Origin of the sequence: Streptomyces sp. NPDC088261 (assembly GCF_044740805.1) — a bacterium.
Lineage (GTDB): Bacteria > Actinomycetota > Actinomycetes > Streptomycetales > Streptomycetaceae > Streptomyces.
The window spans coordinates 21739-34044 of the sequence record NZ_JBIURL010000030.1; the positions used below are offsets into that span (position 1 = coordinate 21739).

The 12306-nt window shown below is 69.8% G+C and carries 7 protein-coding genes; 2 read left to right on the forward strand and 5 right to left on the reverse strand.

Annotated elements, in window-relative coordinates; genetic code table 11:
- Positions 1–244 precede the first annotated feature (244 nt).
- Positions 245–5305, forward strand: a complete 5061-nt coding sequence (locus ACIODU_RS33030; RefSeq protein ID WP_401772716.1) for an NAD-glutamate dehydrogenase — start codon at positions 245–247, stop codon at positions 5303–5305.
- Positions 5306–5427: 122 nt separating this feature from the next.
- On the opposite strand, the gene ACIODU_RS33035 is transcribed toward ACIODU_RS33030, so the two are convergent.
- Both ACIODU_RS33035 and ACIODU_RS33040 read right to left on the reverse strand, forming a co-directional pair.
- Positions 5428–6243: an ABC transporter ATP-binding protein gene (locus ACIODU_RS33035; protein ID WP_401772730.1), complete on the reverse strand. Its 816-nt coding sequence runs from the start codon at positions 6241–6243 to the stop codon at positions 5428–5430.
- Positions 6244–6289: 46 nt separating this feature from the next.
- A complete protein-coding gene (locus ACIODU_RS33040; RefSeq protein WP_401772719.1) occupies positions 6290–7249 on the reverse strand; it encodes an ABC transporter permease in 960 nt (319 codons plus the stop codon).
- Positions 7250–7387: 138 nt separating this feature from the next.
- Here ACIODU_RS33040 and ACIODU_RS33045 point away from each other — a divergent pair, with 138 nt between their 5' ends.
- A complete protein-coding gene (locus ACIODU_RS33045; RefSeq protein WP_161308849.1) occupies positions 7388–7999 on the forward strand; it encodes a TetR/AcrR family transcriptional regulator in 612 nt (203 codons plus the stop codon).
- Positions 8000–8271: 272 nt separating this feature from the next.
- Here ACIODU_RS33045 and ACIODU_RS33050 read toward each other — a convergent pair whose 3' ends face one another.
- Genes ACIODU_RS33050 through ACIODU_RS33060 form a run of 3 tightly spaced genes read right to left on the reverse strand, consistent with a single transcriptional unit; the run spans position 8272 to position 11922 of the window.
- Entirely contained in the window at positions 8272–9153 is an 882-nt protein-coding gene (locus ACIODU_RS33050) for a carbohydrate ABC transporter permease (RefSeq protein ID WP_401772722.1), read from the reverse strand.
- Positions 9150–10517: a carbohydrate ABC transporter permease gene (locus tag ACIODU_RS33055; RefSeq protein ID WP_401772725.1), complete on the reverse strand. Its 1368-nt coding sequence runs from the start codon at positions 10515–10517 to the stop codon at positions 9150–9152. The genes ACIODU_RS33050 and ACIODU_RS33055 overlap by 4 nt, the downstream gene beginning before the upstream one ends.
- A 4-nt stretch (positions 10518–10521) precedes the next feature.
- Positions 10522–11922, reverse strand: a complete 1401-nt coding sequence (locus ACIODU_RS33060; RefSeq protein WP_401772727.1) for an ABC transporter substrate-binding protein — start codon at positions 11920–11922, stop codon at positions 10522–10524.
- Positions 11923–12306: the final 384 nt, after the last annotated feature.

The window sequence follows — 12306 nt, forward strand, 5'->3', positions numbered from 1 at the left end:
GGGGCGGTGATCAGCGCGATATGCCGTGGGGGCAGCGAAGCCCCCCGTCTGCGCCCGGAGCGCCACCGCGCCCGGGCCGTCGTCGATCTCCGTTATCCGGGCCGGCCGTCAAAATTGGCCAATAACGTCCCGGACATCTCTCATCGCGGCATAACGTCGAACCCGACCGGAAACCCCGCGTCGTGGCGTTGTGGCGCTTCTTTCATCTACGTCACGCAACGGCGCGCGACAGGAGCCAGAGGACATGCAGACCAAGCTGGACGAAGCCAAGGCCGAGCTGCTCGAACGGGCGGCCCGGGTCGCTGAGAACAGCCCGGCGGGGGAGACCGGAGGGCTGGGGGGCACTCCCCCGGCGGACCAGGGCACGGGCGGATCCGAGCACGGGGGGCGTTCCGGACAGGACGCGCTGCTCGCGTACCTCCAGCGCTACTACCTGCACACCGCTCCCGAAGACCTGGCCGACCGCGATCCGGTCGACCTCTACGGCGCGGCGCTCTCCCACTACCGGCTGGCCGAGAACCGCCCGCAGGGGACCGCCGACGTGCGGGTCCACACCCCCACGGTCGAGGAGAACGGCTGGACGTCCAGCCACACCGTCGTCGAGGTCGTCACCGACGACATGCCCTTCCTGGTCGACTCCGTCACCAACGAGCTGTCCCGCCAGGGCCGCGGCATCCACGCCGTGATCCATCCGCAGGTCGTCGTCCGCCGCGACGTCACCGGCAAGCTGATCGAGGTGCTTCCCGACGGCCCCGCCGACGGGGCGGAGCGTCCGCACGACGCGCTCACCGAGTCCTGGATCCACGTCGAGATCGACCGCGAGTCCGACCGCGACGACCTCCGGCAGATGACCGCCGACCTGCGGCGCGTCCTGTCCGACGTACGGGAGACCGTCGAGGACTGGGACAAGATGCGCGAGGCCGCGCTGCGTATCGCCGAGGAACTGCCCGGCGAGCCGACCGCCGACGACCTGCGCGCCCAGGAGGTCGACGAGGCCAGGGAGTTGCTGCGCTGGCTGGCCGCCGACCACTTCACGTTCCTCGGCTACCGCGAGTACCAGCTGACGGACACCGACTCCCTGTCGGCCGTGGCCGGCACCGGCCTCGGCATCCTGCGCTCCGACCCGCACCACAGCGAGGACGACGACCACCCGGTCAGCCCCTCGTTCAGCCGGCTGCCGGCCGACGCCCGCGCCAAGGCCCGCGAGCACAAGCTGCTCGTCATCACCAAGGCCAACAGCCGCGCCACCGTGCACCGCCCCAGCTATCTCGACTACGTCGGGGTGAAGAAGTTCGACGACAAGGGCAACGTCGTCGGCGAGCGCCGCTTCCTGGGCCTCTTCTCCTCGGCCGCGTACACCGAGTCCGTCCGCCGGGTGCCGGTCGTGCGCCGCAAGGTCGCCGAGGTCCTAGAGGGCGCCGGCTACTCGCCGAACAGCCACGACGGCCGCGACCTGGTGCAGATCCTGGAGACGTACCCCCGCGACGAGCTGTTCCAGACGCCGGTCGACCAGCTCCGCTCGATCGTCACCAGCGTCCTGTACCTCCAGGAGCGCCGGCGGCTGCGGCTGTACCTGCGCCAGGACGAGTACGGGCGCTACTACTCCGCCCTCGTCTACCTGCCGCGCGACCGGTACACCACCGGGGTCAGGCTGCGGCTGGTCGACATCCTCAAGGAGGAGCTGGGCGGCACCAGCGTCGACTTCACCGCGTGGAACACCGAATCGATCCTCTCCCGGCTGCACTTCGTCGTCCGCGTCCCGCCGGGCACCGAGATCGGCGAGCTGACCGACGCGGACGCCGACCGGATCGAGGCCCGGCTCGTCGAGGCCGCCCGCTCCTGGGCGGACGCCTTCTCCGAGGCGCTCAACACCGAATGCGGCGAGGAGCGCGCCGCCGGGCTGCTGCGCCGGTACGGGAACGCCTTCCCCGAGGGCTACAAGGCCGACCACAGCCCCCGGGCCGCGGTCGCCGACCTCGTGCACCTGGAGGCGCTGACCAACGACGGGAAGGACTTCTCGCTCTCCCTGTACGAACCGGTCGGGGCGGCCCCCGGCGAGCGGCGCTTCAAGATCTACCGGCTGGGCGAGCAGGTGTCCCTCTCACGGGTCCTGCCCGTGCTCCAGCGGCTCGGGGTGGAGGTCGTCGACGAGCGTCCGTACGAGCTGCGCTGTGCCGACCGTACCCACGCCTGGATCTACGACTTCGGCCTGCGGATGCCGGTCGGCGGCCTGGGCGGGGAGACGCGCGCCGACGACGCCCGCGAGCGCTTCCAGGAGGCCTTCGCGGCCGTCTGGACCGGCGCCGCCGAGAACGACGGCTTCAACTCCCTCGTCCTGGAGGCCGGGCTGAGCTGGCGCCAGGCGATGGTGCTGCGCGCGTACGCCAAATACCTGCGCCAGTCAGGGTCGACCTTCAGCCAGGACTACATGGAGGACACCCTCCGTACGAATGTCCACACCACGCGGCTGCTGGTCTCGCTCTTCGAGGCGCGGATGTCGCCGGGCCACCAGCGCGCCGGCACGGAGCTGACGGACGGTCTGCTGGAGGAGCTGGACGGAGCGCTGGACCAGGTCGCGAGCCTGGACCAGGACCGGATCCTGCGGTCCTTCCTCACGCTCATCAAGGCCACGCTGCGCACCAATTACTTCCAGTCCGCGAGCCTGGACACCGGGACGACGGACAGGACCGGCGAGGCCGAGCGGGCCGAGAACCCCGGCAAGGCCGACAAGAAGCCCGTCGCCAAGCACCACACGTACGTGTCGATGAAGTTCGACCCGCAGGCCATCCCCGACCTGCCGGCGCCCCGGCCCGCGTACGAGATCTGGGTCTACTCCCCGCGCGTCGAGGGCGTGCACCTGCGCTTCGGCAAGGTCGCGCGCGGCGGGCTGCGCTGGTCCGACCGGCGCGAGGACTTCCGTACGGAGATCCTCGGCCTGGTCAAGGCGCAGATGGTCAAGAACACGGTGATCGTGCCGGTCGGCGCCAAGGGCGGCTTCGTCGCCAAGCAGCTGCCCGACCCCGCCGTGGACCGGGACGCGTGGCTGGCCGAAGGCATCGCCGCCTACAAGATCTTCATCTCGGCGCTGCTCGACATCACGGACAACATGGTCGCGGGCGCGGTGGTGCCTCCCACGGACGTCGTACGGCACGACGAGGACGACACCTACCTGGTCGTCGCCGCCGACAAGGGCACGGCAAGCTTCTCCGACATCGCCAACGCGGTCGCGGTCGCCTACGACTTCTGGCTCGGCGACGCGTTCGCCTCCGGCGGCAGCGCCGGGTACGACCACAAGGGCATGGGCATCACGGCCCGCGGCGCCTGGGAGTCCGTGAAGCGGCACTTCCGCGAGCTGGGCCACGACACCCAGTCCGAGGACTTCACGGTCGTCGGCGTCGGCGACATGTCGGGTGACGTTTTCGGCAACGGCATGCTGCTCTCCGAGCACATCCGGCTGGTCGCGGCCTTCGACCACCGGCACATCTTCATCGACCCGCACCCGGACGCGGCCACCTCCTTCGCGGAGCGCCGCAGGCTCTTCGGCCTCCAGCGCTCCTCGTGGGCCGACTACGACAAGAGCCTGCTGTCGCAGGGCGGCGGCATCCACCCCCGTACGGCCAAGTCCATCCCCGTCAACACCCACGTCCGCGAGGCGCTCGGCATCGAGCCGGGTGTCACGAAGCTGACCCCCGCCGACCTGATGAAGGCGATCCTCCAGGCCCCGGTGGACCTGCTGTGGAACGGCGGGATCGGTACGTACGTCAAGGCGTCCACGGAGACGGACGCGGACGTCGGCGACAAGGCCAACGACGCGATCCGCGTCAACGGCGAGGACCTGCGGGTCAAGGTCGTCGGCGAGGGCGGCAACCTGGGGCTGACCCAGCTCGGCCGCATCGAGTTCGCCCGCCGGGGCGCCGGCGGCGAGGGCGGCAAGGTCAACACCGACGCCATCGACAACAGCGCGGGCGTCGACACCTCCGACCACGAGGTCAACATCAAGGTCCTGCTCAACGGCCTGGTGACGGAGGGGGACATGACGGTCAAGCAGCGCAACAAGCTGCTGGCCGCGATGACCGACGAGGTCGGCGCGCTCGTGCTGCGCAACAACTACGCGCAGAACACCGCGCTCGGCAACGCCCTCATCCAGTCCCCGTCCCTGCTCCACGCCCACCAGCGCTTCATGCGCCGGCTGGTGCGGGACGGGCACCTGGACCGCGCGCTGGAGTTCCTGCCGACCGACCGGCAGATCCGGGAGCTGCTCAACGCCAACAAGGGGCTGTCCCAGCCCGAGCTGGCCGTGCTGCTCGCGTACACCAAGATCACGGTGGCGGAGGAGCTGATCCACACGGATCTGCCCGACGACCCGTACCTGCGCAAGCTGCTGCACGCGTACTTCCCCGCCCCGCTGCGGGAGCAGTTCGCCGAGCAGATCGACGGGCACGCGCTGCGCCGCGAGATCATCACGACGGTGCTGGTCAACGACACCGTGAACACGGGAGGTTCGACCTTCCTGCACCGGCTCCGCGAGGAGACGGGGGCGGCGATCGAGGAGATCGTACGGGCGCACACCGCGGCCCGCGAGATCTTCGGGCTGAACGCCGTGTGGGACGCCGTCGAGGCGCTCGACAACAAGGTCGAGGCCGACGTCCAGACCCGGATCCGGCTGCACTCGCGCCGCCTGGTCGAGCGCGGCACGCGCTGGCTGCTGGGCAACCGGCCGCAGCCGCTGGAGATCGCGTCCACGATCGAGTTCTTCGCGGCCGGCGTGGAGGACGTCTGGGCGCAGCTGCCGACGATGCTGCGCGGCGCCGAGCTGGAGTGGTACCAGCGCATCCTGGACGAGCTGACCTCGGCGGACGTGCCGGAGGAGCTGGCCCTGCGGGTCGCCGGGTTCTCGTCGGCCTTCCCGACGCTGGACATCGTGGCGATCGCGGACCGTACCGGACAGGACCCGCTGGGCGTCGCCGAGGTGTACTACGACCTCGGGGACCGGCTGCGGATCACGCAGCTGATGGACCGGATCATCGAGCTGCCGCGGGCCGACCGCTGGCAGTCCATGGCCCGCGCCTCCATCCGGGAGGACCTGTACGCGGCGCACGCGGGGCTCACCGCGGACGTGCTGTCCGTCGGGGACGCCAACTCGACTCCCGAGGAGCGCTTCAAGGCGTGGGAGCAGAAGAACGCGGCGATTCTCGGGCGGTCGCGTACGACGCTGGAGGAGATCCAGAGCTCCGACGCGTTCGACCTGGCGAATCTGTCGGTGGCGATGCGGACGATGCGGACGCTGCTGCGGACGCACAGCTGAGCCGTACGGCTGCGTCGTCAGGCCGAACAGCGCCGCGCCCCGGCCTTCGTACGAGCTGTCTCTCAGCCCGTACGGAGGCCGGGGCGCGTGGCCGTCCTGCTCCGGCTTCCCGCTCCGTGAACCTACTTCTTGCCGCCGGTGAACTTCTGGTAGGCGGCCACGACCTCTTTCGCGGGGCCGTCCATCCGCAGGACCCCCGACTCCAGCCAGAGCGCGCGGTCGCAGGTCTCGGTGATGGTGTTGTTGCTGTGGCTGACGAGGAAGACCGTGCCGGCCTCCTTCCTCAGCTCGGCGATGCGCTCCTTGCTGCGGTGCTGGAACTTGGCGTCGCCGGTGGAGAGCGCCTCGTCGATCAGCAGGACGTCGTGGTTCTTGGCGGCGGCGATCGAGAAGCGCAGGCGGGCGCCCATGCCCGAGGAGTACGTCCGCATCGGCAGCGAGATGAAGTCGCCCTTCTCGTTGATGCCGGAGAACTCCACGATGTCCGCGTACCGCTCGCGGACCTGCTCGCGGGTCATGCCCATGGCGAGTCCGCCGAGGATGACGTTGCGCTCGCCGGTGAGGTCGCCCATCAGCGCCGCGTTGACGCCGAGGAGGGACGGCTGGCCCTCGGTGTGGATCCGGCCCTGGGTCGGCGGCAGCAGCCCGGCGATGGCCTTGAGCAGCGTCGACTTGCCGGAGCCGTTGGAGCCGATGAGGCCGATGGCCTCGCCCTTGTACGCGACGAAGCTGACGCCCTTGACGGCGTGCACCTCGCGGACGCCGGGGGCGGCGCGCCGGGAGGCGATACGGCTGAGGGCGGAGGTCGCGGAGCCCTTGCCGCCCTTGGTGCCGTGGACCTTGTACGTGATGTGGACGCCGTCGACGATCACGGTGGGGGTGGGCTCGGGGGCGGGTGGCTCGGGGGCGGGGGCGGTCCGCGTCTCGGCCTTGGTCAGGTCGGCCTTGGTCGGGTGGGTCCTGGGCGCGTCGGTCTTGGTGAGGTCAGCCACGTCCGTACTCCTCCTCTGCCTTCCAGAAGTAGACGAATCCGCCGACCCCGACCACCACCGCCCAGCCGAGCGCGATGGCCCAGACGTGGTCGGGCAGCTTGTCGGAGCCGAAGCTGTCGATGAGGGCGAAGCGCATCAGGTCGATGTAGACGGCGGCGGGGTTCCACTGGAGGAGCAGCGCCACCGAGTGCGGCAGCTTCCCGGACACCTTGTCGATGCTGTACATCACGCCCGAGACGTACATCCAGGTGCGCAGCAGGAAGGGCGTCAGCTGGGCGATGTCCGGCGTCTTGGCGCCGAGCCTGGCCATGATCATCGAGAGGCCGGCCAGGAACACCGACTGGAGCACCAGCGCGGGCGCCGCCAGCAGCCAGCTGAGCGTCGGGTACTGCCCGAAGCAGACCAGGATCGCGGCCAGCGCGGCCATCGAGAAGAGCAGCTGCTGGAGCTGCTGGAGGGCGAAGGCCAGGGGCAGGGAGGCGCGCGGGAAGTGCAGGGCCCTGACGAGGCCCAGGTTCCCGGAGATCGCCCGGGTGCCCGAGGTGATCGCGCTGGACGTGAAGGTCCAGATGAAGACACCGGTGACCAGGAACGGGATGTAGTCCGGCACGCCGTGCTTGGTGTTCAGCAGGACGCCGAAGATGAAGTAGTAGACCGTCGCGTTGAGCAGCGGGGTCATGATCTGCCAGACCTGGCCGAGTTTCGCCTGGCTGTACTGGGACATCAGCCGCGCGGTGGCGAACGCGGTGATGAAATGACGGCGCGACCAGAGCTGGCGGACGTACGCGGGCAGTGAGGGGCGCGCTCCGCTCACGGTCAGGCCGTGGCGGGCGGCGAGGGCGGCGAGGTCCGTACCGGGCGGCAGGAGACCGGTTCCGACCTGGGCGTTCTCGCCTTTCCGGTCGGGGTCCTGTCCGGGGTTCGGCGTGGTGGGGGAGATCGTCTGGCTCACAGGTACCGCTTTCGACGGTGGCTGGGTCGACGCAGGCGATGGAACGGGTCCGTATCGTCGCAACGTCGATGCTAGGACGATTTTCCGACGGAACGCAACCGTAGCGTCGTGACGCCTTGGTCAAGCTATGCTCAACTCATGACCACGGATCCGCGCATTTCACGCCGCGTACCCGCGGGAGCCGCCGTGCTCCGGGAGGACGTGACCGACGCCATCCGCGCCGCGGTGTTCGAGGAACTGGCCGCGGTCGGGTTCGCCCGGATGTCGATCGAGGGCATCGCGCGGCGGGCCGGGGTCGGCAAGACCGCGGTGTACCGGCGGTGGAAGTCGAAGCTGGCGCTCGTGCTGGACCTGCTGTCCGTCTTCGCCGCGCAGGGCCTGCCCGCGCCGGCCACCGGGTCGCTCTACGGGGACGTACGGGCGCTGCTGGAAGTCGCCTCGCACGCGTTGCGCCATCCGGTGGCCTCGCAGGTGATCCCGGACCTGCTGGTGGAGGCGGCGCGCCACCCGGAGATCTCCGACGCGATCAAGACGGCGCTGCTGGACGGCCAGCAGGGCATCGCGGCGGTGATCGTGCGGGAGGCCGTGGAGCGGGGGGAACTGCCGGAGGGCACGGACCCGGACCGGGCGCTGGACCTGACCGTGGGGCCGCTGTACTGGCGGCTCGTGGTGGTCAGGAACGACCTGCCCAAGGGGTATCTGGACATGCTGGCGGCGTCGGCGGTGGCCGCGCTCAAGGGCGGTGCGTAGGCCCCGCCCGGGGGATCGGAAGCGGATCCGGAAGCGGATCGGGGCGCGTCGGTCACGTCAGGACGATCACGTCAGGACGATCACGTCAGGAGGACGCGGCGCACCACCCGCTCGGCCGCCCCGGCGTCCCCGTACGGGCAGAAACGGGCCGGGCCCAGGGACGGCGTCCGCGCGCGGTGGTGGTCGCGGTGCGCGGGGTGCCCGCACGCGGGAACGCGCCGGGGAGAAGTGAACCCTCCCCGGCGCGCGGTCACTCGACGGCCGCCCGTCGGCTACTTGACGGCCCCCGCCATCACGCCCGTCACGAACTGCCGCTGGAACGCGAAGAACACGACCAGCGGGATCACCATCGACACGAACGCCCCGGGCGCCAGGACGTCGACGTTGTTCCCGAACTGCCGTACCTGCTGCTGGAGTGCGACCGTGATCGGCGGATTCTTCGAGTCCGCGAAGACCAGCGCCACCAGCATGTCGTTCCAGACCCAGAGGAACTGGAAGATGCCCAGCGACGCGATGGCCGGCCCGCCCAGCGGCATCACGACCCGCGTGAACAGCCGGATCTCACCCGCCCCGTCGAGCCGCGCCGCTTCCAGCAACTCCCTCGGGATCTCCGCGAAGAAGTTGCGCAACAGGAAGATCGCGAAGGGCAGGCCGAAGGCGACGTGGAAGAGGATCACGCCGAAGGTCGTCTCGAAGATGCCGACGGCGCCGAAGAGTTTCGACACCGGCACCAGCGCGACCTGCACCGGCACCACCAACAGGCCGACCACCACCAGGAACCACCAGTCGCGCCCCGGGAAGTCCATCCAGGCGAAGGCGTATCCGGCGAGCGAACCGATCACCACGACGAGCAGCGTCGCCGGGACGGTGATCAGGACCGTGGAGAACAGCGAGTTGGTGATGACGTCGTTGTCGAGCAGCCGGGAGTAGTTCTCCGTGGTCAGCTGCGCGGGGGCGGTGAAGACCTGCCACCACCCGCTCGCGCTGATGTCCGTGGAGTCGCGCAGCGAGGAGAACAGCAGCCCGATCGTCGGCATCAGCCAGAACAGCGCGACCAGGAGCAGGAAGACGCGCAGCACGCCGCCGCCCGCCCGGGCCGCCAGCCGCGCCGCGAGGGACTGCTTCGCCTTGACCGCGGGCTCGGTCGTGGTCATCGGCGAGTCTCCTTTCGCATCCTGCGGACGTTGAACAGCATCACCGGGATCACCAGCAGGAGCAGCAGTACGGCGATGGCGCTGCCGACGCCGAGATCCGCGTCCGTGCCGAACGACGACCGGTAGAGCTGGAGCGCCAGTACGTTGGCGTCGTCCTGGGACGAGCCGGGCGCGATGATGAAGACCAGGTCGAAGATCTTCAGCACGTTGATCATCAGGGTGACCATGACCACCGCGAGGACCGGGGCGAGCAGCGGCACGGTGATCCGGCGGAAGACCTGCCACTCGTTGGCGCCGTCCACCCGGGCCGCTTCGAGCAGTTCACGGGGCACGCTCGCCAGGCCCGCCGCGATGAGGACCATCGCGAAGCCCGCCCACATCCACAGATAGCTGCCGATGATGGCGGGGGTGACCAGGTTCGGCCCGAGCCAGTTCACCCCGTTGTACGGCTCCCGGAAGTTCGAGGCGGGCAGCCGGAGCTGGGCGCCGTCCGCCTCGGCGGGGAGGCTGAACGTACCGTCGGCGGCGGCTTCGGTGCTCGCGACGACCTTGCCGTCCTTGACCGCCTCGACCTTGATGCCCTTGAGGCCCAGCTCGGACGCGTCGATGACGTTGGGCTTCCCGCCGCCGCCCCGGGTGAAGTCCAGCCAGGCGGTGCCGTTGACCTTGTCCTCGTTGCCGGACGACGGCGTGGGCGCCTTGGCCCGCTCGGCGTCGGACGGCATCACGTCCGGGGCCACCCCGACCAGGGGCAGTTGGACGTCCGTACCCGCCCGGACCGTGTCCTTGGTGACGAACGCCCCGCCGCCCGCCGCCTTCAGCGGGTGCACCGGCAGCGGATGCGCCTTCGGGAAGCCGGCCGAGTCGCTGAACGTGTCGTGCACGCCCACCCAGACGGCGTTGGCGATCCCGCGCTCCGGGTCCTGCTCGTACACGAGCCGGAAGATGATGCCCGACGCGAGCATCGAGATCGCCATCGGCATGAAGACCACGAGCTTGAACGCCGTGCCCCAGCGCACCCGTTCGGTGAGCACGGCGAAGATCAGGCCCAGCGCGGTGGCGACCGTCGGGGCGACGACGACCCAGATCGCGTTGTTCTTGACCGCCGTCAGGATGGTGTCGTCGGTGAATATCTCGATGTAGTTGTCGAGCCCGGCGAAGCTGCCACCGGACTTGTCGAAGAAGGACCGGTAGACCGAGAACCCGATGGGGTAGACCACGAGCGCGCCCAGCAGCACGAGCGCGGGCAGCAGGAAGCCGGCCGCGATCGTTTTACGTGTGCCCGTCACGCTCTTGCGTTTGTTGCCCGGGACGGAGGGCACCGGGGTGGTGCTCTTGGTGCCCTCCGCTGTCGCCGACGTCATCCCGTCAGCTCTTGTACGCCTTGGCCGCGTCCGACTCCAGCTTCCGCTGGGCCCCCGCGACGTCCTTCGGGTTCTTCAGGAAGTCCTGGAGGGCCTTCCACTCGCCCTTGCCGGGCGTACCGCCGAACGACTGCGGCATCTGGTCCGACATGTCGAAGCGGAAGTCGTCGCCCGCCGCGATCAGCGCCTTCGCGATGTCCCGCTGGACGTCGTTCGGGTACGCGGCCACGTCCAGGCCCTTGTTGGGCGACAGGAAGCCGCCGGACTCCGCCCAGATCTTCGCCGCGTCCGGGGAGGCCAGGAACGTCAGCAGCGCCTGGGCGCCCTTGGAGTCCTTGAGCGCCACGGCCGCGTCGCCGCCGGTCACCACGGGGGCGTCGGGGCCGACCGCGGGGAACGGGAACACCTTGGCGTCCGTACCGATCTTCGCCTCGGTCTGGCCGATGTTGACGCCCACGAAGTCGCCCTCGAAGACCATCGCGCCCTTCGGCTGGTCCCCGCCGGTGAAGGTCTGGGTGACGGACGCGGGGTACTCCGTCTGGAGCGCCCCGTCCGCGCCGCCCGCGATCAGCGCGGGCTTGCCGAAGAGTTCGCCGAGGGTGGTCAGCGCGTCCCGCACCGAGCCGTCGGTCCACTTGATCTTGTGCTGGGCGAGCTGGTCGTACTTCTCCGGGCCCGCCTGGGAGAGGTAGACGTTCTCGAACCAGTCGGTGAGGGTCCAGCCGTCCGCGCCGGCCACCGACACCGGGGTGACTCCCGAGGCCGAGATCGTCTCGGCGGTCGTCAGGAAGTCCTTCCAGGTCTTCGGGACCGCGGCGCCCGCGTTCTCGAACGCGGCGTTGTTGTACCAGACCAGCGACTTGTTGGCGGCCTTGAAGTACACGCCGTACTGGGTGCCGTCGACCGCGCCGAGGTCCTGCCAGCCCTGGTCGTAGTTCTTTGCGAGCTGCGCCTTCGCCTCCGCGCCGACCGGCTTCGCCCACTTCTTCGCCACGGCCTGCTGGATCGCGCCGACCTGCGGCAGCATCGCCACGTCGGGCGGGCTGCCTCCGGCGATCTTCGTACCGAGGAAGTTGACGATCGGGTCCTGCGCGGGCACGAACGTGACGCTCGCGCCGGTGCGCTTCTCGAACTCCTTCAGGACCTTGGTGAAGTTCTCCTGCTCGGGGCCGGTCCAGACCGCCGCGACCTCGATCTTCTCCCCGTCGAGCTTGGGCAGTTGGACCGTGGCCGCCGGAGCCTTGCTGGCCGGCGTGTCCGTGTCCGTGCCCTTGCCGTCGTCCGAGCCGCCGCAGCCCGCGAGGGTCACGGCGCCCGCCGCGACGATCGCCACGGCGACCGTGCAAGTGGTACGTGTGCTGGTACGTGTGGCAAGAGCCCTACGTGCTGTACGAGTTGTGCGCATCGCTGCCCCGTCTCTCCCGTGCGCGTCTGGTTCTACGCATACGGAACCGGCGTCGCAGCCGTGACGTGGCGGCGCCGCTCTCGTCCCGTGCGCACAGTCCTACGCCGGGTGACCGGGCGCCGCAATACTGCGCTCATGGCCAACCAGCTGATCGTGATGGGCTCGTGACGTGCCACAACGGGGTTCGGCGGACGTATGGGGATCTTGTGTCTCTTAGGGGCGGACGAGGGTTCGAGGAGATCTCTAGGGGGTGGGTGTCTTGCCGATCCGGCCTGATCGGCAAGACACCCCCTAGGGCGTGTCCGCAATGTCAGTTGGGGAGCCAGAGTCGTAGGCAGGCGAGGGTGACCAGGGCTTTGTAGTGGCGGGCTCGTTTGTCGTAGC